Annotated in this window: 20 protein-coding genes; 14 read left to right on the top strand and 6 right to left on the bottom strand. The window is 70.3% G+C overall.

Annotated elements, in window-relative coordinates; genetic code table 11:
- Positions 1 to 30 precede the first annotated feature (30 nt).
- Positions 31 to 636 (bottom strand): TetR/AcrR family transcriptional regulator, encoded by a 606-nt coding sequence (locus ABGA98_RS29230; protein WP_347621606.1) that lies wholly within the window; start codon positions 634 to 636, stop codon positions 31 to 33.
- 96 nt (positions 637 to 732) lie between these two features.
- On the opposite strand from ABGA98_RS29230, the gene ABGA98_RS29225 reads away from it, so the two are divergent.
- The 3 genes from ABGA98_RS29225 to ABGA98_RS29215 all read left to right on the top strand — a co-directional run bounded on the left by ABGA98_RS29225 (position 733) and on the right by ABGA98_RS29215 (position 3030).
- The gene (locus tag ABGA98_RS29225) at positions 733 to 1926 is read left to right on the top strand and encodes a cytochrome P450 (RefSeq protein WP_347621605.1); all 1194 of its coding nucleotides are present in this window, start codon (positions 733 to 735) and stop codon (positions 1924 to 1926) included.
- Between the two features lie 6 nt (positions 1927 to 1932).
- The gene (locus ABGA98_RS29220) at positions 1933 to 2124 is read left to right on the top strand and encodes a ferredoxin (protein ID WP_347621604.1); all 192 of its coding nucleotides are present in this window, start codon (positions 1933 to 1935) and stop codon (positions 2122 to 2124) included.
- A 459-nt stretch (positions 2125 to 2583) separates the two neighbouring features.
- A complete protein-coding gene (locus tag ABGA98_RS29215; RefSeq protein WP_347621603.1) occupies positions 2584 to 3030 on the top strand; it encodes an SAV_6107 family HEPN domain-containing protein in 447 nt (148 codons plus the stop codon).
- Between the two features lie 399 nt (positions 3031 to 3429).
- On the opposite strand, the gene ABGA98_RS29210 is transcribed toward ABGA98_RS29215, so the two are convergent.
- The 5 genes from ABGA98_RS29210 to ABGA98_RS29190 all read right to left on the bottom strand — a co-directional run bounded on the left by ABGA98_RS29210 (position 3430) and on the right by ABGA98_RS29190 (position 8802).
- Positions 3430 to 3924 carry a transcriptional regulator gene (locus ABGA98_RS29210; RefSeq protein WP_026214021.1) on the bottom strand — a complete coding sequence of 165 codons (495 nt, stop codon included), beginning with the start codon at positions 3922 to 3924 and terminating at the stop codon, positions 3430 to 3432.
- A 301-nt stretch (positions 3925 to 4225) separates the two neighbouring features.
- Positions 4226 to 5092, bottom strand: coding sequence for a universal stress protein (locus ABGA98_RS29205; protein WP_347621602.1), 867 nt, complete (start codon positions 5090 to 5092; stop codon positions 4226 to 4228).
- An 89-nt stretch (positions 5093 to 5181) separates the two neighbouring features.
- On the bottom strand, positions 5182 to 6603 hold the full coding sequence (locus ABGA98_RS29200) for an amino acid permease (protein WP_347621601.1): 1422 nt from the start codon (positions 6601 to 6603) through the stop codon (positions 5182 to 5184).
- Positions 6604 to 6613: 10 nt separating this feature from the next.
- On the bottom strand, positions 6614 to 7549 hold the full coding sequence (gene arcC, locus ABGA98_RS29195) for a carbamate kinase (RefSeq protein ID WP_347621600.1): 936 nt from the start codon (positions 7547 to 7549) through the stop codon (positions 6614 to 6616).
- Positions 7549 to 8802, bottom strand: coding sequence for an arginine deiminase (locus tag ABGA98_RS29190; RefSeq protein WP_347621599.1), 1254 nt, complete (start codon positions 8800 to 8802; stop codon positions 7549 to 7551). The genes arcC and ABGA98_RS29190 overlap by 1 nt, the downstream gene beginning before the upstream one ends.
- A gap of 286 nt (positions 8803 to 9088) precedes the next feature.
- Between ABGA98_RS29190 and pyrR the strand changes: the two genes are divergently transcribed.
- The 11 genes from pyrR to rpoZ all read left to right on the top strand — a co-directional run bounded on the left by pyrR (position 9089) and on the right by rpoZ (position 21384).
- Positions 9089 to 9634 (top strand): bifunctional pyr operon transcriptional regulator/uracil phosphoribosyltransferase PyrR, encoded by a 546-nt coding sequence (gene pyrR / locus ABGA98_RS29185; protein WP_132510581.1) that lies wholly within the window; start codon positions 9089 to 9091, stop codon positions 9632 to 9634.
- A complete protein-coding gene (locus ABGA98_RS29180) occupies positions 9631 to 10548 on the top strand; it encodes an aspartate carbamoyltransferase catalytic subunit (protein WP_347621598.1) in 918 nt (305 codons plus the stop codon). The genes pyrR and ABGA98_RS29180 overlap by 4 nt, the downstream gene beginning before the upstream one ends.
- Before the next feature lie 32 nt (positions 10549 to 10580).
- The gene (locus ABGA98_RS29175; RefSeq protein WP_347621663.1) at positions 10581 to 11870 is read left to right on the top strand and encodes a dihydroorotase; all 1290 of its coding nucleotides are present in this window, start codon (positions 10581 to 10583) and stop codon (positions 11868 to 11870) included.
- Positions 11871 to 11899: 29 nt separating this feature from the next.
- Positions 11900 to 13096, top strand: coding sequence for a glutamine-hydrolyzing carbamoyl-phosphate synthase small subunit (gene carA / locus ABGA98_RS29170; protein ID WP_347621662.1), 1197 nt, complete (start codon positions 11900 to 11902; stop codon positions 13094 to 13096).
- 144 nt (positions 13097 to 13240) lie between these two features.
- Positions 13241 to 16528, top strand: a complete 3288-nt coding sequence (gene carB / locus ABGA98_RS29165; protein WP_347621597.1) for a carbamoyl-phosphate synthase large subunit — start codon at positions 13241 to 13243, stop codon at positions 16526 to 16528.
- Positions 16529 to 16563: 35 nt separating this feature from the next.
- Positions 16564 to 17430 (top strand): dihydroorotate dehydrogenase electron transfer subunit, encoded by an 867-nt coding sequence (locus ABGA98_RS29160; protein ID WP_347621661.1) that lies wholly within the window; start codon positions 16564 to 16566, stop codon positions 17428 to 17430.
- Positions 17420 to 18397 (top strand): dihydroorotate dehydrogenase, encoded by a 978-nt coding sequence (locus tag ABGA98_RS29155; RefSeq protein WP_347621596.1) that lies wholly within the window; start codon positions 17420 to 17422, stop codon positions 18395 to 18397. Before ABGA98_RS29160 ends, ABGA98_RS29155 begins: the two co-directional genes overlap by 11 nt.
- A gap of 74 nt (positions 18398 to 18471) precedes the next feature.
- The gene (pyrF, locus tag ABGA98_RS29150) at positions 18472 to 19164 is read left to right on the top strand and encodes an orotidine-5'-phosphate decarboxylase (RefSeq protein ID WP_347621595.1); all 693 of its coding nucleotides are present in this window, start codon (positions 18472 to 18474) and stop codon (positions 19162 to 19164) included.
- Between the two features lie 912 nt (positions 19165 to 20076).
- Entirely contained in the window at positions 20077 to 20400 is a 324-nt protein-coding gene (gene mihF, locus ABGA98_RS29145) for an integration host factor, actinobacterial type (RefSeq protein ID WP_020541698.1), read from the top strand.
- A gap of 100 nt (positions 20401 to 20500) precedes the next feature.
- A complete protein-coding gene (gene gmk / locus ABGA98_RS29140; RefSeq protein WP_347621594.1) occupies positions 20501 to 21109 on the top strand; it encodes a guanylate kinase in 609 nt (202 codons plus the stop codon).
- A 5-nt stretch (positions 21110 to 21114) separates the two neighbouring features.
- Complete coding sequence (gene rpoZ, locus ABGA98_RS29135; protein WP_132510563.1) at positions 21115 to 21384, top strand: DNA-directed RNA polymerase subunit omega; 270 nt, start codon at positions 21115 to 21117, stop codon at positions 21382 to 21384.
- Positions 21385 to 21391: the final 7 nt, after the last annotated feature.

Genomic DNA, 21391 nt, shown 5'->3' with positions numbered 1-21391 from the left:
GACAGCTTCTCAGAAGCCGCGTGCGAGATGCTAGCCGAGCGAGCGCATCCCGGCCAGCGCGACGTCGGCGGCCCGGCGAGCGGTGTCCCAGATCTCCTCCAGCGACCGGTTGTGCTCCAGGTTGGCGATCACCGCGAGCTTGACCGACCCGAACAGCGCGCCCACCGCCGCCGCGGCCTCGATCAGGCTCAGCTCGTCGGCGTACGTCTCGTGCAGCGTCCGCGCCAGCGCGAGCTGGGTGTCGAACAGCACCGTCAGCGCCCGCGCCTGCAGTGTCGGTTCGGTCAGGATGAGCCGCAGCCGCAGCTCGGCGTCCTCGAAGGTGAGATCCTCCTGCGCGCTCGACCAGGCGAGGCTGTTGTCGACGAGCCTGCTCAGCAGGTCGGCCGGTGACACCCCGGGCTCCGCGCGGGTCAGCATGGACCTCGCCAGCTCCATGCGCTCGTTGGTGTCGTAGAAGACCACGTCGTCCTTGCTCGCGAAGTAGCTGAAGAACGTGCGCGTCGACACGTCGGCCCCAGCGGCGATCTCCGCCAGCGTGGTCTCCTCGAACCCCTTCTCGTCGAACAGCTGGAGCGCCGACTCGATCAGCGCCCGGCGCGTGCGCTGCTTCTTGCGCTCCCGCAATCCCACCATGCCGAAACTGTACTGCACACTCTTATCGTTTTCACTGGTTGAAAATTTGCACTGAATGAGGTTTTCTGGGGAGGTCACTCGGAAAGGAGCAGAGACATGTCCGAGTTCACCCTGCCCATGACCAGGCAGCGTCCGTTCGACCCGCCGGACGAGGTCGCGGAGCTGCGGCAACAGGCTTCGATGCACCGCATGACGTACGCCGACGGCCACGTCGGCTGGCTGGTGACCGGCTACGCGGAGGCCCGTGCGGTGCTGGCCCACCCCGGCTTCAGCAACCGGCCGGACAAGATGCACGCCCCGATCCCGTCCATGGCCGACCTGGTCGGCGAGCGCAGGGATCGCGGGGTGCCGCGGGGGTTCTTCCTGCGCACGGACGCGCCCGAGCACACGCGCTACCGCAAGCTGCTGACCGGGCAGTTCACCGTGCGCAGGATGAAGGCTCTCGAGCCGCGGATCACCGAGATCACCAACGCCTGCCTGGACGACATGGCGGCCACCGGCGGCACCGTGGACCTCGTCCAGGCGTTCGCGCTGCCCATCCCGTCGCTGGTGATCTGCGAGCTGCTCGGGGTGCCGTACGAGGATCGTGCGCAGTTCCAGGAGGACTCCAAGATCCTGGTCAACCTGGAGACCAAGGCCGACGACGCACTGGCGGCGCTCGGGCGGGTCTCGGCCTACCTGTACGGGCTGATCCAGCGCAAGCGCAAGGAGCCGGCCGACGACCTGCTGAGCGGGCTCATCGAGGGCGGGGATCTCGACGACGAGGAGCTCACGGGGGTGGCGTTCCTGCTGCTGGTGGCCGGGCACGAGACGACCGCCAACATGCTGGGCCTCGGGACGTACGCGCTGTTCACCAACCCCGACCAGCTCGCCGCCATGCGCGACGACCCGTCGGTGGTGGACAACGGCGTCGAGGAGTTGCTGCGCTACCTCACCATCATCCACCTCGGCCCGTTCAGGCTCGCGACGGAGGACGTCGAGATCGCGGGCAACCTCATCAAGGAGGGGGAGATGGTCGGCGTCCACCTGCCGGTCGTCAACCGCGACCCCTCCCGATTCCCCGGCGGCGAGCACCTCGACGTCACCCGCCCCGCCGGCGGTCACATGACCTTCGGCCACGGCATCCACCAGTGCCTCGGCCAGCAGCTCGCCCGGGCCGAGATGCGCATCGCCTACCCTGCGCTGCTGCGGCGCTTCCCTGGCCTACGCTTGGCGGTAACGCCCGAGGAGGTGCCGATGCGCTCGGACATGACCATCTATGGAGTGCACCGCCTCCCTGTCACTTGGTAGGTCATCATGGAGATCAACGCAGACACCACGGTGTGCATCGGTGCCGGCATGTGCGCGCTGACGGCGCCGGAGGTGTTCGACCAGAGCGAGGACGAAGGCACGGTGGTGTTGTTGCGCCAGACGCCGCCGGACGGTCAGGAGGAGACCGTGCGGCGCGCCGTGACCCTCTGCCCCTCGGGGGCGATTTCCGTCTCCTGAGCGCCTCCTGGCCCTCCTGGGCGCCGCCTCGGCGCCCTCTGGACCCGAGCCGCCGCCGCGTGCCCATCCGCGGCGGCGGCTGCTTTCGTCGTACGGGTTGTCCTCGTGGCGAGCCGGCCGTTTCGTCCATGGTCGTCGAACCTGTGTTCGTGGATGTGGTTGACACTGAAGCTGATCGAAATTATGTTCGATCCAGTGACGGTGAGGCTCGCGGCTCGGCGTCACCTGGGCCTGGTCGCGGGCGGTTCGCTTCCCCAAGCGATCCCCGCGGCCAGGTTCCACGGGCGAAGGGCACGTCCTCGTCGTCGGCGGAGACGAGCGGGCGTGTCCTGGCCGGACGGGGAGAGGGGAAGCTCCTCGTCCGGCCGGCCCGGCGGAAATGTCGGTGGCGTCTGCGAGTGTTGACTCCACCGGCGCAACGCCGGCCGCCCGCCCACGACTCCAGAGGAGGAGCGCAAGATGGCACCACGGCCTAGAGAAACGCCCGGGCCCCGGCTGTCGGCTGCGGTTCGGGCACACCTGATCGATGCACGTTCCTGCCTGGCGGAGGCGACCGGCGCTCGCACCCCGGCATCCCGATATGTGGCCGCCCACCTCGCCGCCCTCAGGGCGGCGGCGGCGATCCTGGCCGCCCGCCCGCGGCCCATGGAGGGTCGCAGGCGCCGCCTGCGCAGCGCGTGGGAGCTGCTGCCCGAGGCGGAGCCGCACCTGGCCGAGTGGGCCGCCTACTTCGCGGCGAGTGCCGCCAAGCGGGCCGCCGCCGAGGCGGGCATGGTCCGCGGGATCGGCGCGGCCGACGCCGACGAGATCCTGGCCGAGGCGGAGACCTTCGTCTGCACCATCGAAGACCTGCTCGGCGTTCCCAGCCAGCCCCAGCTTCCCGCGGACGTCCCCCTGGCGGGCTGACGATCCCTCGCACGCGAGCCCTCCCGAGGGCTTCCCCTGGGACCACCCGGGGCGCTACGGGACGCACCGGCCTTCGGGGCGGCCACCCCGGCCGGGGATGACCGCGTGCTGCTCCGGCCTCGTCCGGGGTCACATGCCTTCCGAGAGGCCTTGACCCGGCCTGAGCTTCCGGGGCCTCGGTCGCGTGCCCGTGCGAGAGGGCTCAGCCGCGAGCGGCCGCCGTACCGTCTCGGCAAGGCAGGTGGCCGTGAGCCGGGGTGCCGTGCGGGCCGCTCCTCGTGGTGGTCGACGGCGGGAGGGTGTGGCCCGTGGAAAGGACGAAGGGCTCGCCGGTGTACGGCGAGCCCACGTGCCTCAGGCGGGTGACCTCGAAAACGAGCAATCCCTGAGGAGCCGGCCTCAGAACGACTCGACGGCCCGGCGTGCCTCGGCGTCGAGGACGCCCCAGCTGATGAGCTCCTCGGTCAGCTCGCTGGGCGACTTGTCGTAGATCACGGCCAGGGAGCGCAGATCCTCCTGGCGGATCGACAGCACCTTGCCGTTGTAGTCGCCACGCTGGCTCTGGATCGTCGCGGCGTAACGGGCCAGCGCGCCCGCCTTCTCCTTCGGCAGGGTCGCCAGGCGCTCCAGGTCGATCACAAGCTTGGGTGTCGGCCCGAGCGGGCTGGGGGCGGCGCCGCCCGGCAGCAGCTCGGAGACGGGCACCCCGTAGAAGTCGGCAAGTTCGGCAAGTTTCTGCACGGTCACAGCCCGGTCGCCGCGCTCATATGAGCCCACGACTACGGCTTTCCACCTGCCACGCGACTTCTCTTCGACTCCATGCAGGGACAGGCCCTGCTGGGTGCGGATGGCGCGGAGTCGTGCACCCAGCGACTTTGCGTACTCAGACGGCATCGTGTGGCCCCCCGGCTCTCGTATGTATCGCTCTTAGTAGATTGTGCTCCCTTGCGGCGTATGCCCCGGCCACCGGGGGGTCTGGTGCCATGCTCGGCACCATCGGTAGCCACGGCCTGGGTTTACCCCGGTAACGCCGCGCAGTGCGGTTACGCACAGTGACGGTAAAGGGGTGGACGCCCCAGGTCAAGCTGATTGGAAAAAAGATGCCGAATCCGGTCCGTTAGGAATCGCCACAAACGCCTCTGATGTCCCAGTAGTACCAGTACTTCGTCATAGTTTGACGAGGGAGCGTGCCCACTCACGTCTGGCGGGTGAGCACCATGACCGGGCATGTCGCGGCCTTGACGATCTTTATGGACGTGTCGCCGAGGAAGACCCGCCTGAGTGGCCCGGTGGCGCTCGAAGCGCATATGATCATCTCGCCGGCGAGCCACGAGGTCGTGCCGAGCGCCTGGGGGACACTCCGGCCCTCCAGCACCTCGGCCTCCACGGACAACCTCCGCCGGTGCCCCCGCGCAGCCGTGCGCAGGTCGGCCGCGGCCTGGTCGCGCAGGCGTACGAGCATCTCCCTCTCGACCCGCGCCCGCCTGCCGCTGCTGACCACGAGCGTGACCAGCCTCAGGGACACGCCGAGCGTCGCGGCCGCCCTGGCCGCGTCCTTGACCGCCGCGTCACCGCCGGGGCCGCGCCGGTAGGCGACGGTGAGGCGGTCGAAGGCGGCCGGCGGCCGTTCGCCGTAGCCGCGGGGGGCGAGCAGGACGGGGACGGAGGAGGAGTGCAGCAGCTGGTCGGCCGTGCTGCCCAGGGCGATGCGGCCCCTGCCGCCGCGCGGGGCCGAGCCGATCACCACGACGTCCGCGCCGCGTTTGCGGGCCAGCTCCACCAGGCCGCGCCCGCTGCCCCGGTGGGTGTGCTTGACATACTCGGCGTCCTCGCCGGCCAGCTCGCGGGCCTGCGCGAGCGTCGAGGCCGCCTGCTCGGTGAGGTAGGCGCGCCAGGCGCTCTCCTCGGCCCTGGCGGGCCCCGGCGGCGTCCAGACGGGCGGCTGCACGCTCGCCACCGTCAGGCGCCCGCGCGCCTGCTCCTTGAGCAGGACGGCCAGCGTCAGCCCGTCCCTGCCCCGCGGCCCCGGCGCGTATCCGGCGAGCACGTTCTCCAGCTTCATCGGCTCCTCCTTCGCCGGAGACCCCGGACCTCAGCCCTGGGGAGCCGGCCAGTCGGCTGCCCGGCTCGAAGACCTGTCGGGGAAGCCAATCAGCCCACCTCGACATTCAGCCGCGAATGGCTGTAGCCGTAGAGGAAGTAGCAGGTCAGGCCCACCAGCATCCACAACGCGAACGCCAGCCAGGTGACACCGGCGAGCCCCGCCATGACGACGAGGCAGAAGACCGCGCCGAGGATCGGCGTGACGGGGAAGAACGGCACGCGGAAGCTGCGCGGCAACTCGGGGCTGCGGTAGCGGAGCACGAGCACGCCGACGTTCACGATGGCGAAGGCGAACAGCGTGCCGATGCTGGTCGCCTCCGCGAGCTGGCCCAGCGGCACGAGCCCGGCCAGCACCGAGATGAACAGGGCGACGATGAGGGTGTTGGCGACGGGCACCTGGTGGCGCGGGTTGACCTTCTGGAAGACGCGGGGGATGAGCCCGTCGCGGGACATCGCGAACAGGATGCGGGTCTGGCCGTACATGACGGTGAGCACGACGCTCGCGATGGCGATGACCGCGCCGAAGGAGACGATCAGGCCGGGCCAGGTGGCGCCCATGGCCAGGTCGGCGATGTAGGCCAGGCTGGCCTCGGTGCTCTCGGGGTCGAACTCCGTCCACGGCATCGCGCCGACGGCGGCCAGCGCCACGAGCACGTAGATGATCGTGACGATGGCCAGGGAGAGGACGATGGCCAGGGGCAGGTCCCGCCTGGGGTTCTTGGCCTCCTCGCCGGCGGTCGAGGCGGCGTCGAAGCCGATGTACGAGAAGAAGACCTGGGAGGCGGCGGCGGTGATGCCGGCCAGCCCCATCGGAGCGAGGGGCGAGAGGTTGCCCGCACTGAACGCGGTGAACGCCACCGCGCAGAAGAACAGCAGCACCGCGATCTTGATCAGCACGAAGATCGCATTGGCCGTGGCGCTCTCGGACGCTCCGTAGAGCAGCAGCCAGGTGGCCAGCAGCACGATGAGGATCGCGGTGACGTTGACCACGCCGCCGTCCTGGCCGGGGGAGCGGGTGATCGCGTCGGGCAGGGTGAAGCCGAACAACGACCGCAGGAACGCGTTCAGATATTCGCCCCAGCCCACGGACACCGCCGCCACCGACACGGCGTACTCCAGCATGAGGCACCAGCCGCAGATCCAGGCCACCAGCTCGCCCAGCGTCGCGTACGCGTAGGAGTAGGACGAGCCGGACACCGGGATCGTCCCGGCCAGCTCGGCGTACGACAGGGCGGACAGCAGCGCGGTGAAGGCGGCCAGCACGAACGCCAGCACCACCGCGGGCCCCGCCTTGGGGACCGCCTGCCCGAGGATCACGAAGATGCCGGTGCCCAGCGTGGCCCCCACGCTGAACAGTGTGAGCTGCCACAGCGACATCGTGCGCCGCAGCTCACCGCCCTCGCCCCGGCCGGCCTCGGCCACGATGCGTTCGGCCGGCTTCGTACGCAGGAGCCGTTGGGCCAGTGCCATCCGACACCCCCTACAACGTGCTCGTCAGCGGCCACCTGCCGTTGGGTGTGACGATGGTGCCCGCTGAGCCGTCGAGTATGCGTTCGGCCTGGTCAAGCTTCCCGATGGCGGCCATGTCACCGGTGTTCTCGACGAAACGGCACACGGCGTCCACCTTCGGGCCCATCGACCCGGCGGGGAACTCCATGGTCCGCAGCTCGTGCGGCGTGGTGTGGGCGATCTCCGTCTCCTCGGGCGTGCCGAAGCCGCGCATCACGCGGGGCACGTCGGTGAGGATCAGGAACGCGTCGCATTCGAGCGACTCGGCCAGCATCGCGGCGGTGAGGTCCTTGTCCACGACCGCCTCGACGCCGATCAGACGGCCGGACTCGTCACGGACGACGGGGATGCCGCCGCCGCCCGCGCAGATGACGACCACGCCCTCGCGGATCATCTTGCGGATCAACCGGGTCTCGACGATGCGCCGCGGCGAGGGGGAGGGGACGACACGCCGCCAGTGAGGGCCGTCCTGGGCGACGGTCCAGCCGTTCTCGGCGGCCAGCTTCCCGGCCTCCTCCTGGTCGTAGACCTGGCCGACGAACTTGGCCGGCTGCTCGAAGGCGGGGTCGACGGCCGTCACCAGCGTCTGCGTGACCATGGCGAGGACCTGCCGGCCCGGCAGCGCGTTCTGCAGGGTCTGCTGCATCCAGTAGCCGATCATGCCCTGCGTCTGCGCGACCAGCGTGTCGAACGGGTAGGGCCGGGTCAGGTCGGGGTCGGCGGCGCTCTCCAGCGCCAGCATGCCGATCTGCGGGCCGTTCCCGTGGGTGATGACCAGCTCGTGCTCGCCGGCCAGCCGGGCGAGCGTCTTGACGGCGGTGCGCACGTTGGCCAGCTGGACGTCGGCGTCCGCCTTCTGGCCGCGTTTGAGCACGGCGTTGCCGCCGAGAGCGACGATGACCCGCATCAGGCCTCCTGGACCGCGTCCCGCTCGAGCGGGCAGCTCATGCAGCGGGGGCCGCCCCGGCCCCTGCCGAGCTCGCTGCCCCTGATGGTGATCACTTCGATGCCGTTGTCGCGCAGGAAGTTGTTCGTCGTGGTGTTGCGCTCGTAGGCGACCACCACGCCGGGCTCCAGCGCCAGCCCGTTGCAGCCGTCGTCCCACTGCTCCCGCTCCGCGGCGTACACGTCCTGGGTGGGGGTGAGGACCTTGATGTCGTCCAGGTCCAGCGCGCGGGCGATGGCCTTGTGCATGTCCTCCGGCGGGTGGTCGGTGACCTTGAGCTCCTTGCGCGTCTCACCGGGCTCGATCGTGTACGAGCGCAACATCCCGAGGCCCGCGTACTTGGTGAACACCCCCACGTCCAGCATCGTCATCACGGTGTCGAGATGCATGACCGCCCGCGCCTTCGGCATGTCGAGCGCCACGATCTTCCGCGCCGAGCCGGCTCTGAACAGCCGCTGCGCCAGCATCTCGACCGCCTGCGCCCGGGTGCGCTCGCTGATCCCGATCAGCACCGCGCCGTTGCCGATCACCAGGACGTCGCCGCCTTCGAGGGTGGCGGGCGCCACGGCCTGGCCGGGCATCCAGCAGTGGTAGCCGCCCTGGCCGGGCCGGTCGAAGCCGCCGGCGAACGTCGGGTGGAACATGTAGACGGCCTCCATGTTGACCGTCTCGCGCATGCGGGCCTTCTTGCGCATGGCGTTGATCGATACGCCGTCGTAGATCCAGCAGGACGTGTCGCGGGTGAAGAGGTGGTTGGGCAGCGGGGGCAGGATGTAGTCGTCGCCGGCCGTGGTGTGGAAGGTGACCGACTTGGGGGCGCAGCCCATGGCGACCAGTTCGTCCTTGGTGATGCCGCCCGTCAGGTAGAGCTGCAGCGTGGCCGCGTCCATGCCGTCGAGGGTGTTGCGGATGTCGTCGATGGCGGCCGGGCCGAGCCAGCGCTCGTCGATGACCGCGTCGAGGATGTGCTTGCGCGCCTCGGGGATGTCGACGGTCTCCCGCAGCAGGTCGGCCAGCTCGTACACCTTGATGCCGCGGCCTGTCAGCACCTGCCTGAACTCCTCGTGCTCCTCCATCGCGCGCTGGACCCACAGCACGTCGTCGAAGAGGAACGCGTCCTTGGTGGTGGGGGTCAGCCTCTTGAGCGCCAGATCGGGCTTGTGGAGGAGGACCTGGCGCAGCCGCCCCACCTCCGAATCGACATGAAAGGTCATCTTCGCTCTATCCCCCCAAAAGCCGGACATGAACGATCGCCCGGCAAGCCCTCCGTGACCTGCCCGCGCGAGACCGGCCGACACGGCGGAAGAGGGGAGTTTTACCCGATGGCGGGCCGCCGATGAGGGCGGCGGAGCCCGCCCTGGCCGGTCACCCCCTGTAGGGGAGCCGTCGCGGCGTTTCGGAGGGCGCTCGCGTTGTAGCTGGTAGCCCCTGGTACTCTGTCTCCCGACCAACACCCTTTAAGACCCGTCCCGTGAGGCGGGAAAGGTGGTGAGATTCACCATGTCCGATTCCCGCGCCGTGCTGGAGGCCCCCGACATCCACCGGGCGCTGACCAGGATCGCGCACGAGATCCTCGAGCGGACCAAGGGCGCCGACGACGTCGTCCTCCTCGGCATCCCGACCCGTGGCGCGACGCTGGCCCGCCGGCTCGGCGACCGCGTCGAGCAGTTCGAAGGCGTGAAGATCCCCGTCGGCTCGATCGACATCACGATGTACCGCGACGATCTGCGGCTCAAGCCCGCCCGGCCGCTCGGCCACACCGAGCTGCCGCCCGACGGCATCGACGGCAAGGTCGTGGTGCTCGTCGACGACGTGCTCTACTCCGGCCGCACCGTGCGGGCGGCGCTCGACGCGCTCAACGACCTCGGCCGGCCCACCGCCGTGCAGCTGGCCACGCTGGTCGACCGCGGCCACCGCGAGCTGCCCATCCGCGCCGACTACGTCGGCAAGAACCTGCCGACCGCCAAGAGCGAGAAGGTCAAGGTCTACCTTCAGGAGATCGACGGCCGCGACGCCGTCGTGCTGGTCAAGGGGGGCGCCAGGTGAAACGGCATCTGATCTCCGCCGGAGACCTCACCAAGGACGACGCGCTGCTCATCCTCGACACCGCCGAGGAGCTGGCGAGTGTCTCGGAACGTTCCATCAAGAAGCTGCCCACGCTGCGCGGGCGCACGGTGGTCAACCTCTTCTTCGAAGACTCGACCCGTACGCGCATCTCGTTCGAGGCGGCGGCCAAGCGGCTGTCCGCCGACGTGATCAACTTCTCGGCCAAGGGGTCGAGCGTGTCCAAGGGCGAGTCGCTCAAGGACACCGCGCTCACCCTGGAGGCCATGGGTGCCGACGCGGTCGTCATCCGCCACGGCGCCTCCGGCGCGCCGCACCGCCTGGCCAACTGGGTGCACGGCAGCGTCGTCAACGCCGGCGACGGCACCCACGAGCACCCGACGCAGGCGCTGCTCGACGCCTTCTCCATGCGCCGCCGCCTGGGCGCGCTCGAAGGGCGCAAGATCACGATCGTCGGCGACGTGCTGCACAGCCGGGTCGCCCGCTCCAACGTGCTGCTGCTCGGCACGCTCGGCGCCGACGTCACGCTGGTCGCGCCGCCCACGCTGCTGCCCGTCTCCGTCGGCACCTGGCCCTGCGAGGTCTCCTACGACCTCGACGCGGTGCTGCCGAAGTCCGACGTGGTGATGATGCTGCGGGTGCAGAAGGAGCGGATGAACGCCGCCTACTTCCCGAGCGAGCGCGAATACTCCCGCCGCTACGGACTCGACCGCGACCGCTTCGCCAAGATGCCGGACGACGCGATCGTCATGCACCCCGGTCCGATGAACCGGGGCATGGAGATCGCCGCCGAGGTGGCCGACTCGGCGCGCTCGACGATCGTGGAGCAGGTCGCCAACGGCGTGACCATTCGCATGGCCGTCCTCTACCTGCTGCTCGGAGGAGAGAGCACGTGAAAGAGCGCAGCGAACCAACCGACGGGCAGAGCATGTCGATCATCAAGAACGTCAGAATTCTCGGCGGCGAGCCGGTCTCGATCCGGATCGCCGACGGCGTGATCGCGGAGGTCGCGCCGGGCATGGACGCGCCCGAGGCGATCGACGGCGCGGGCGCGATCGCGCTCCCCGGGCTGGTCGACCTGCACACCCACCTGCGCGAGCCGGGCCGGGAGGACGCCGAGACCGTGCGGACCGGCACGCAGTCGGCGGCCCGCGGCGGCTACACCGCCGTGCACGCCATGGCCAACACCTCGCCCGTCGCCGACACCGCCGGCGTGGTCGAGCAGGTGTGGCGGCTGGGCCGCGAACACGCCCTGTGCGACGTGCACCCCGTCGGCGCGGTCACCGTCGGCCTGGAGGGCAGGCAACTGGCCGAGCTGGGCGCGATGGCCGACTCGGCCGCCCGCGTGCGCGTCTTCTCCGACGACGGCAAGTGCGTCGACGACGCCGTCCTCATGCGCCGCGCCCTCGAATACGTCAAGGCGTTCGACGGCGTCGTCGCCCAGCACGCCCAGGAGCCCAGGCTCACCTCCGGCGCCCAGATGAACGAAGGCGTCGTCTCCGGCAGGCTCGGCCTGGCCGGCTGGCCGGCGGTCGCCGAGGAGGCGATCATCGCCCGCGACTGCCTGCTGGCCGCGCACGTGGGCTCCAGGCTGCACGTGTGCCACGTCTCCACGGCGGGCTCGGTCGAGATCATCCGCTGGGCCAAGTCCAAGGGCTGGAACGTCACCGCCGAGGTCACCCCCCACCACCTCCTGCTCACCGACGACCTGGTCGAGGAGTCACCGGTGGGGGCCTACAACCCGATCTACAAGGTCAACCCGCCGCTGCGCACCCGCGCCGACGTGGAGGCGCTGCGCGCCGCGCTGGCCGACGGCACGATCGACATCGTGGCCACCGACCACGCGCCCCACCCGGTCGAGGACAAGGAGACCGAGTGGTCGGCCGCGGCCATGGGCATGGTCGGCCTGGAGACGGCGCTCAGCGTCGTCCAGGAGGCCATGGTCGAGACCGGGCTGCTCGACTGGGCGGGCGTCGCGCAGCGGATGTCCGCGCTGCCCGCGCGCATCGGCCGCCTGCCCGGTCAGGGCCGTCCGCTTCAGGCGGGCGAGCCGGCCAACATCATGCTGTACGACCCGTCCGCGCGCACCAAGGTGGATCCCTCCGCCTTCGCGTCGAAGAGCAGGAACACACCCTACGAAGGCATGACGCTGCCGGGCCGGGTGGTCGCCACGTTCCTGCGCGGCAGGCCGACCGTTCTCGAAGGGAAGCTGGTTTGAACGACAGCCCTGCTGACATGAACAACAACGTGCCGCGAAGCGGCTCCCCCTTCGGGGGGTACTCGGAGGGCGGAGCCCCCAGAGGGGCGGTGCTCGTTCTGGAAGACGGCCGCGTCTTCCACGGAACCCCGTACGGCGCCGAAGGCGAGACGTTCGGCGAAATGGTCTTCAACACCGGCATGACCGGCTACCAGGAGACGCTGACGGACCCGTCCTACCACCGGCAGATCGTCGCCATGACGGCGCCCCACATCGGCAACACCGGCGTCAACGACGACGACCCCGAGTCGTCGCGCGTCTGGGTGGCCGGCTACGTCGTGCGCGAACCGTCCAGGGTGGTCTCCAGCTGGCGGGCCACCCGATCGCTCGACGCCTACCTCAAGGAGCAGGGCGTCGTCGGCATCGCCATCTCCGGCACCCGCGCGCTCACCCGCCACCTGCGCGAGCGCGGCGCCATGCGCGCCGGCATCTTCGCCGGCCCGTCCGAGCCCGTCGAGGAGCTGGTCGAGCGGGTGCGCCGCTCACCCGGCATGGAGGGCGCCGACCTGGCCGCGCAGGTGGCCACGGCCGAGCCCTACGTCGTGCCCGCGGCCGGGACGAAGAAGTTCACGGTGGCGGCCGTCGACCTGGGCATCAAGGGCATGACGCCGCACCGGATGGCCGAGCGCGGCTGCGAGGTGCACGTGCTGCCCGCGACCGCCACGTACGAGCAGATCATGGCGGTGAAGCCGGACGGCGTGTTCTTCTCCAACGGCCCCGGCGACCCCGCCACCGCCGACGTGTCGGCGCTGCGGCAGGTGCTGGAGGCCAGGGTGCCCTTCTTCGGCATCTGCTTCGGCAACCAGCTCTTCGGGCGGGCCCTCGGCCTGTCCACGTACAAACTGCGCTACGGGCACCGGGGCGTCAACCAGCCGGTGCAGGACGTACGCACCGGGAAGGTGGAGATCTCGGCGCACAACCACGGGTTCGCGGTGGAGGCGCCGCTCGACGGGCCGTTCGAGACGCCGTACGGTCCGGCCGAGGTCACTCACGTCAACCTCAACGACCGCTGTGTGGAGGGCCTGCGCCTGCTGGAGCAGCCCGCCTTCAGCGTGCAATACCACCCGGAGGCCGCCGCGGGGCCCCACGACGCGGCTTACCTCTTCGACGAGTTCTGCGAGATCCTGGCCTCGTCCTGCGCGCGGGACTCTGGGAAAGACGGGAAGGATTCTCACCCTTGCGGATAGAGGTTCCTGCTTCGCAGCCGACCGCCCGCCAGAAAGGGACGCTCTCCTTGCGGTCTTACACCAGCTCCACAGACGTTTCACCTGCCCGCGGGCTCCGCGCCCCGGCGCGTGACCTGCTGCCCGGCCGGACGAGGGAGGCCTCGAATGCCCAAGCGTGAGGACATCAGGTCGGTCCTGGTGATCGGCTCGGGCCCGATCGTGATCGGTCAGGCGTGCGAGTTCGACTACTCCGGCACCCAGGCGTGCCGGGTGCTGCGGGACGAGGGCTTCCGCGTCGTCCTGGTCAACAGCAACCCTGCGACGATCATGACGGACCCGGAGTTCGCCGACGCCACGTACGTCGAGCCCATCACCCCCGAGTTCGTCGAGAAGATCATCGCCAAGGAGCGCCCCGACGCGCTGCTGCCGACGCTGGGCGGGCAGACGGCGCTCAACACGGCGGTCGCGCTGCACGAGTCGGGCGTCCTGGACACCTACGAAGTCGAGCTGATCGGCGCCGACTTCGACGCGATCCAGGCGGGCGAGAACCGCGAGCGGTTCAAGGAGATCGTCGCCAAGGTCGCCCGCGAGCACGGTCTCAACGCCGAGTCCGCGCGGTCGGTCATCTGCCACACGATGGACGAGTGCCTGGCCGCCGCGGGCGAGCTCGGCTACCCGGTGGTGGTCAGGCCGTCGTTCACCATGGGCGGCGCCGGGTCCGGGTTCGCGTACACCGAGGAAGACCTGCGGCGCATCGCCGGCGCGGGGCTCGACGCGTCGCCGACCACCGAGGTGCTCCTGGAGGAGTCGATCCTCGGCTGGAAGGAGTACGAGCTCGAGGTCATGCGCGACAAGGCCGACAACGTCGTCATCGTCTGCTCCATCGAGAACATCGACCCGATGGGCGTCCACACCGGCGACAGCGTCACCGTCGCGCCCGCGCTGACCCTGACCGACCGCGAATACCAGAACATGCGCGACGTCGCCATCGCCGTCATCCGCGAGGTCGGCGTCGACACCGGCGGCTGCAACATCCAGTTCGCGGTCGACCCGCGCACCGGCCGCATGATCGTCATCGAGATGAACCCGCGCGTGTCGCGCTCGTCGGCGCTGGCGTCCAAGGCCACCGGCTTCCCGATCGCGAAGATCGCGGCCAAGCTGGCCGTCGGCTACACCCTCGACGAGATCCCCAATGACATCACGAAGGAGACCCCCGCCTCCTTCGAGCCGACGCTCGACTACATCGTGGTGAAGGTGCCGCGGTTCGCGTTCGAGAAGTTCAGGGGCGCCGACCAGACGCTCACCACGCACATGAAGTCGGTCGGCGAGGCCATGGCCATCGGCCGCTCCTTCCCCGAAGCGCTGCAGAAGGCGCTGCGGTCGCTGGAGAAGAAAGACTCCTCCTTCACCTGGGCCGGCGAGCTCCGGCCGAAGGACGAGCTGCTGGCCGAGTGCCGCACGCCGCACGACGGGCGGCTGCACACCATGCAGCAGGCCATCAGGGCGGGCGCCACGCCCGGCGAGGTGTTCGAGGCCACGCGCGTCGACCCGTGGTTCATCGACCAGCTCTTCCTGCTGCACGAGGAGGCCGAGACGGTCGCCGCGGCGGCCGAGCTGACCGTGGAGGTGCTCGAACGCGCCAAGCGCCACGGGTTCAGCGACGTGCAGATCGGCGACATCCGCGGCATCGACGAGGCGCGGGTGCGCGACCTGCGGCACGCTCTCGGGCTGCGGCCGGTCTACAACACCGTCGACACGTGCGCCGCCGAGTTCGCCGCGAAGACCCCCTACCTCTACTCCACCTACGACGAGGAGAGCGAGGTCCCCTCCGGCGAGCGGGAGAAGGTCATCATCCTCGGCTCCGGGCCCAACCGCATCGGGCAGGGCATCGAGTTCGACTACGCGTGCGTGCACGCCTCGTTCGAGCTGTCTCGGGCCGGCTTCGAGACCGTCATGGTCAACTGCAACCCCGAGACCGTCTCCACCGACTACGACACCTCCGACCGGCTCTACTTCGAGCCGCTCACCCTGGAGGACGTCCTGGAGGTCGTGCACGCCGAGCAGCAGACAGGGCCCGTGGCGGGCGTGATCGTGCAGCTCGGCGGCCAGACGCCGCTGGGGCTCGCGCAGGCGCTGAAGGACGCGGGCGTGCCCGTGGTCGGCACCTCGCCGGAGTCCATCCACCTGGCCGAGGAGCGCGGCGCGTTCGGACGGGTGCTGGCCGAGGCGGGCCTGCCCGCGCCCAAGCACGGCACGGCGCTGACCGTCTCGGAGGCGCTGGAGATCGCCGAGGACCTCGGCTACCCGGTGCTCGTGCGCCCCTCGTACGTGCTGGGCGGGGCCGGCATGGCCATCGTCTACGACGACGAGACGCTGACCACCTACATGGCGGCCCAGGAGGGCGGCCATCCGGTGCTGGTGGACAAGTTCCTCGACGAGTCCATCGAGATCGACGTCGACGCCCTCTACGACGGCGAGGAGCTCTATCTCGGGGGCGTCATGGAGCACATCGAGGAGGCCGGCATCCACTCCGGCGACTCGGCGTGCGCCCTGCCGCCCATCACGCTCGGCAGCAACGACATCAAGCGCATCCGCGCCGCCACCGAGGCCATCGCCGCCGGGGTGGGGGTGCGCGGGCTGCTGAACGTCCAGTACGCCATGTCCGCAGGCGTCCTCCACGTCCTGGAGGCCAACCCGCGCGCCAGCCGCACCGTGCCGTTCGTGTCCAAGGCCACGGCGGTGCCGCTGGCCAAGGCGGCGGCCCGGGTGATGCTCGGCGCGTCGATCGCCTCGCTGCGCGAGGAGGGCATGCTGCCCGCGACCGGCGACGGCGGCACGCTGCCGCTCGACTCGTCCATCGCGGTCAAGGAGGCGGTGCTGCCGTTCAACCGCTTCCGCGGCGTCGACATCGTGCTCGGGCCCGAGATGCGCTCCACGGGCGAGGTCATGGGCATCGACGCCTTCTTCGGCGTGGCGTTCGCGAAGTCCCAGGCGGCCGCCTACGGTGAGCTGCCGACCAAAGGACGCGCGTTCGTGTCCGTGGCCAACCGCGACAAGCGTGCGATGATCTTCCCTGTGAAGGCGCTCGCGGACCTCGGGTTCGAGATCCTGGCCACCGAGGGGACCGCCGAGGTGCTGCGCCGCAACGGCGTCCATGCCAAGATCGTGCGAAAGCACAGCGAGGGGACCGGGCCCGGAGGTGAGCCTACGAGCGTGCAGTGCATTCTCGACGGCGAGGTCGATCTGATCATCAACACGCCCTTCGGCAGCCCCGGGCAGTCAGGCCCGCGGCTCGACGGCTACGACATCCGCACCGCCGCGGTGCTGCGCGGCATCCCGTGCATCACCACGGTCGCGGGACTCGCCGCGGCGGCGGCGGGCATCCAGGCGATCGTGCGCGGCGATGTGGGCGTACGGTCACTGCAGGAACACGCGCAGGCACTCAGGGGCTGACCCCGTACGACCCCCGGGGCGGGAGGTGAAGACGACTGGCCGGCACTCCGGTGCAGGTGACTGGCACGGTGCTGACGACGCGCCGCGTCGACGCCTACCATGCGCTGACGGTGGTGGCGCCGGGGATAGCCGAGCGCTACCGCCCCGGTCACTTCGTGTCGGTGGCGGTCGGAGGGGTCTACACCTCGATGGTGACGCGCCGGGCGTTCTTCATCCACGACGTCAAGGCCGACTACGGCGGCACGGTCGAACTGGTCTTCACCACCGGCGGGCCCGGCACGGCCTGGCTCGCCGAGCGGCGTGCCCGTGACACGCTCGACCTGGTCGGGCCGCTCGGGCGGCCGTTCCCGTTGCCGCGCGATCCCGCGCACTGCGTGCTGGTGGGTTCCGACTACGGCTCGGCCGTGCTGTTCCCGCTGGCGGACGCGCTGCTGGCGCGGGGCTGCCGGGTCGACTTCGTGATCGGGGGAGCCGAGGCCGAACGGGTCTTCGGGGCGATGCGGGCCCGCAGGATGGCCGAGACGACCACGCTGACCACCCAGGACGGCTCGCTCGGCCTGCGCGGCACGGTCACCGACGCGCTGCCCTCGGTGATCGCCGACACGCGGGCCGACGCCGTCTACGCCTGCGCGCCCATGGCGACGCTGCGGGCGGTGACGGCGGTGGCGATGGAGTTCGACATCCCGGTGCAGGTGGCGGTCGAGGAGTCGATGGCCTGCGGGATCGGGGTGTGCATGACGTGCGTGCTGCCCGTCATCGGCGACGACGGGGCGACGAGGATGGTCAGGGCGTGCGCGGAAGGGCCGGTGTTCCGGGGGGAACGGGTGCGCTTCGAGGACGTGGGAACCATCCCGTTCGACGCGCTGGGCGCCCCCGGAGGCGGAGCACGACATGTCAGTTGATATGCGGACTTTTCTGGCGCATGTGGAGCTGGCGAACCCGATCACCACGGCGGCCGGTTGCGCGTCCTCGGGACGTGAGCTGGCCCAGTTCTTCGACCTGCACCGGCTCGGCGCGCTGACCACCCGCTCGATCACCATGGCGCCGCGCGCCGGCCGGCCGACCCCGCGGATGGCCGAGACGCCCTCGGGCATGCTCAACTCCGTGGGCCTGCAGGGCCCCGGCATCGACGCGTTCCTGGAGCGCGAGCTGCCCTGGCTGGCCCAGCGGGGCATCAAGACCATCGTCTCGATCGGCGGGGGCACCGTCGCCGAATACTCCGAGCTGGCCCGCAGGCTGGCCGACGCGCCCGGGGTCACCGCGCTGGAGATCAACCTCTCCTGCCCGAACATGGAGGACCGCGGCCGCGTCTTCGCCCGGGAGGGCAGCTCGGCGGCCGAGGTGATCGCCTCCGTGCGCTCCATCATGCGCTACGACGTCCCCGTCGTCGCCAAGCTCGCGCCCGACGTCGCCGACATCGTCTCGGTCGCCCGGGCGTGCGTGGACGCCGGGGCCGACGCGCTGTCCATGATCAACAACCCGCTCGGCATGGCCATCGACACCGAGGCGCTGCGGCCCTCGCTCGCCGCCGTCACCGGAGGGCTGTCGGGGCCCGCCGTCCTGCCGCTGGCCGTACGCTGCGTCTGGCAGGTCCACGCCGCGCTGCCCGGAGTCCCGCTGATCGGCATGGGTGGCGTGATGAGCGGCCAGGACGCCTTCCAGCTCGTCCTGGCGGGCGCCTGCGTGGTCGGGGTCGGCACGGCGCTCTTCCACGACCCCTACGCCTGCCTGCGCATCGAACGCGAGCTCGAAGACCTCCTGAGGGCGCGCGGCCTGCAGCGCCTGGCCGACGCCGTCGGCCTGGCGCACCGTCCCCCGGGAAGCGCGCCCCGGCATCTCCTGGTCGACTCCGAAGAGAGTGCCCCGTGAGGTCGACAGGTCGGCTCGGAAGCGCCCTTGACTTCCCCGCCCGCAATCGCTCCAGCACCCGAGGAGAGCACGTCTTGACTATCGCACCGATCGCCGTCGCCCTCGACGCACCCGACCTGGAGACCGCAGCCCAGTGGGCGGCCCTCGTGACGCCGCACGTCAGCACGGTCAAGGTGGGCCTGGAGCTCTACCTGCGCTACGGCCCCGACGTGATCGCCTCCGTCAAGGGGGCGAGCGGCGTGCAGGTGTTCCTCGACCTCAAACTGCACGACATCCCCAACACCGTCGCCGGCGCCGCCCGCGCCGTGGCCCGGCTGCGCCCCGCGATCCTGACCGTGCACGCCGCCGGCGGGCCCGCCATGATCAGGGCCGCCGTGGAGGCGGCGCCGCACACCGAGATCGCCGCCGTGACGGTTCTCACCTCCTTGACGGAGGCCGACCTCGACCGTATCGGGCTCGCCGGCCCGGCCGACGCCGCGGTGCGCCGGCTGGCAGCGCTGTCGGTCGAGGCGGGCGCGACGGCGCTCGTGTGCTCGCCCCACGAGGTGTCCGCGGTGCGGGCGGAGGTGGGGGAGGGGATCAGGCTGATCACGCCGGGCGTGCGCCCCGCAGGCGCCGACACGCAGGACCAGGCGCGCGTGGCCACGCCCGAACAGGCCCTCGCGGACGGCGCCGACCTGCTCGTCATCGGCCGCCCCATCACGGGCTCCCCGGACCCGGGCGCCGCGGCCGCCGCCATCGCCGCCTCTCTCCGCCGTTCCGTCTGACGTGTGACGATCATCTCCCTTACGGCAAGCCTGACCTGCCCGCACGCGCCGACGCCGGTCTCCGCCCGTCATGGCCGGTCGTGAAGGCTCACGTGGCGCTCGCCGTGACGAGCGCACACTTGACCCGGCCCGTGGTGACCCGGCCCCCACGGGCGCGCGCCCGACCTGGGTCGTGGTGGCCGGCATCCGAGTGCGCGTCCGTGGCCGGTCACGGTGCATCGACGCCCGCGTACCGGCGGGTGGAGCGTGTGCCGTGGCGGCCGCAGGACACGCACCCGGCATTCACGCATGGTCGAGGCCGTCGCCCCGGTCCAGGGCGCTGGGCTCCGTGCGGCCGGGACACCGTGCCGGCTCCGTGCCGGCTCTGTGCCGGCTCTGTGCCGGCTCCGTGCCGGCTCCGTGCCGGCGAGACGTCGGGATGTCGCGTCGGTCCTGTGTGGTCGGGTGGGAGGCGGCGCCCTCCGGCATGGGGTGACGGATGTGGGTTGACGGGCGCGAGTCAGAGGTGGTCGCCGCGCCTGTCCGTGCGCCCGTCGCCATGGGTCGGTGGATCATGGACGAGCGGGCAAGATGGATCTTGCCGTCCAGTGCCGCTCGCAAGATCATAAGGCATTCCGGAAGCGGTCGCACACCGATCGCCGAGAAGGTTTCGGCCCAGGTGCGGGCGGCATTTCGGACAATGCCGGACGGCTGAAATGTGATCTTCATTGCGTTTCGCGACATCGTCGCGCGCCGCCGCCCTGAGCGGGAAGTGCGGCGATTTGATCAGCGCAATGTGATTTTACAAACACGGACAGTGATGAAGTGTGTTTTGTGGCGAGAGAAAGTGCTCTTGACGTTGCTTAGGGGGCGATGACCAGCTAGTTTCCCTTCCCGTCCGAGTACATCGACAGAAATTCGAGGTGACCCGGCGTGGCTCTTCCTCCCCTGACCCCCGAGCAGCGCGCCGCAGCCCTGGAGAAGGCTGCCAAGGCCCGTAAAGAGCGTGCCGAGGTCAAGAACCGGCTTAAGCATGGCGCGGTTTCTCTGGCTGAGGTGCTCAAGGATGGGCAGACCGACGACGTCATCGGCAAGATGAAGGTGTCGGCCTTGTTGGAATCGCTCCCAGGCGTGGGCAAGGTCCGCGCCAAGCAACTCATGGAGCGGCTGGCCATCGCCGAGTCCCGCCGCGTGCGGGGCCTCGGCGCGAACCAGAGGGCCTCCCTCGAGCGCGAGTTCGGTGGCAACGAGAGCTAATCTCTGTTCCACACGAAGGCGCAGGTTCAACGGGGGGTAGGAAGTGGCCGACAGGTCCTGGTCCGGCGACGTCAGTGCCCATGAGACTGCCGGATCGGAAGTGGAGGACGGCTTCCTGCCCCTGAGCGAGAGACGGCTGACGGTCCTTTCCGGACCGTCGGGCGTCGGCAAGTCCACGGTCGTCGCCGAGCTCCGGCGGGCACACCCCGAAGTGTGGCTGTCGGTCTCGGTGACCACCAGGAGACCCCGGCCCGGCGAAGTGCACGGGGTCCACTACTTCTTCGTCGACGGCGACGAGTTCGACCGGCTCGCGGCGGCCGGTGAGCTGCTCGAATGGGCGGAGTTCGCGGGCAACCGCTACGGCACGCCGCGCGAGCCGGTGCTGAAGAAGCTGGCCGAGGGCGTGCCGACCCTGCTCGAGATCGACCTCGAAGGCGCCAGGCAGGTGCGCCGCAGCATGCCGGAGGCGCTGCTGGTCTTCCTGGCCCCGCCCAGCTGGGAGGAGCTGGAGAAGCGGCTGCGTGGGCGCGGCACCGAGCCCGAGGACGTCATCGCACGCCGTCTGGCGGCCGGGCGGATCGAGATGGCCGCCGAATCCGAATTCGACCTCACCCTGGTGAACACGAGTGTCCAAGACGTGTGCCGCCGGCTGATAGCCTTGATGACTGACCCTCAGGGGGTCACGACAACCACCAACCGAGAGGTCTGACAATCGTGGCAGGCACCATCCCGGCCGCGGAGGGCATCACCAACCCGCCGATCGACGCGCTGCTCGACATCGTCGACAGCAAATACTCCCTGGTGATCATGGGCGCCAAGCGCGCTCGCCAGATCAACGCCTACTACTCCCAGCTCGGTGAGGGCCTGCTGGAATACGTCGGGCCGCTGGTCGAGACGCATGCTCAGGAGAAGCCGCTGTCCATCGCGCTGCGCGAGGTCTCCGAGGGCCTGCTCAACGCCGAGCCCATCGAAGGCGCGGTCTGACCCCTTC

Source organism: Nonomuraea sp. B1E8 (assembly GCF_039871515.1).
Classification (GTDB): domain Bacteria; phylum Actinomycetota; class Actinomycetes; order Streptosporangiales; family Streptosporangiaceae; genus Nonomuraea.
The sequence above is the reverse complement of the archived record's forward strand: the minus strand, read 5'-3'. Positions and strand labels throughout refer to the sequence as shown.

What these genes read in the sequence shown, in the direction of transcription:
- arcC (WP_347621600.1), bottom strand. Translation starts at nt 7,549, where the DNA reads ATGCGGGTCATCGTCGCTCTCGGCGGCAACGCCGTGCTCAAACGCGGC.
- ABGA98_RS29220 (WP_347621604.1), top strand. Translation starts at nt 1,933, where the DNA reads ATGGAGATCAACGCAGACACCACGGTGTGCATCGGTGCCGGCATGTGC.
- ABGA98_RS29215 (WP_347621603.1), top strand. Translation starts at nt 2,584, where the DNA reads ATGGCACCACGGCCTAGAGAAACGCCCGGGCCCCGGCTGTCGGCTGCG.
- ABGA98_RS29230 (WP_347621606.1), bottom strand. Translation starts at nt 636, where the DNA reads ATGGTGGGATTGCGGGAGCGCAAGAAGCAGCGCACGCGCCGGGCGCTG.
- ABGA98_RS29155 (WP_347621596.1), top strand. Translation starts at nt 17,420, where the DNA reads ATGTCAGTTGATATGCGGACTTTTCTGGCGCATGTGGAGCTGGCGAAC.
- ABGA98_RS29200 (WP_347621601.1), bottom strand. Translation starts at nt 6,603, where the DNA reads ATGGCACTGGCCCAACGGCTCCTGCGTACGAAGCCGGCCGAACGCATC.
- carB (WP_347621597.1), top strand. Translation starts at nt 13,241, where the DNA reads ATGCCCAAGCGTGAGGACATCAGGTCGGTCCTGGTGATCGGCTCGGGC.
- ABGA98_RS29190 (WP_347621599.1), bottom strand. Translation starts at nt 8,802, where the DNA reads ATGACCTTTCATGTCGATTCGGAGGTGGGGCGGCTGCGCCAGGTCCTC.
- ABGA98_RS29205 (WP_347621602.1), bottom strand. Translation starts at nt 5,092, where the DNA reads ATGAAGCTGGAGAACGTGCTCGCCGGATACGCGCCGGGGCCGCGGGGC.
- ABGA98_RS29175 (WP_347621663.1), top strand. Translation starts at nt 10,581, where the DNA reads ATGTCGATCATCAAGAACGTCAGAATTCTCGGCGGCGAGCCGGTCTCG.
- ABGA98_RS29210 (WP_026214021.1), bottom strand. Translation starts at nt 3,924, where the DNA reads ATGCCGTCTGAGTACGCAAAGTCGCTGGGTGCACGACTCCGCGCCATC.
- ABGA98_RS29225 (WP_347621605.1), top strand. Translation starts at nt 733, where the DNA reads ATGTCCGAGTTCACCCTGCCCATGACCAGGCAGCGTCCGTTCGACCCG.
- pyrR (WP_132510581.1), top strand. Translation starts at nt 9,089, where the DNA reads ATGTCCGATTCCCGCGCCGTGCTGGAGGCCCCCGACATCCACCGGGCG.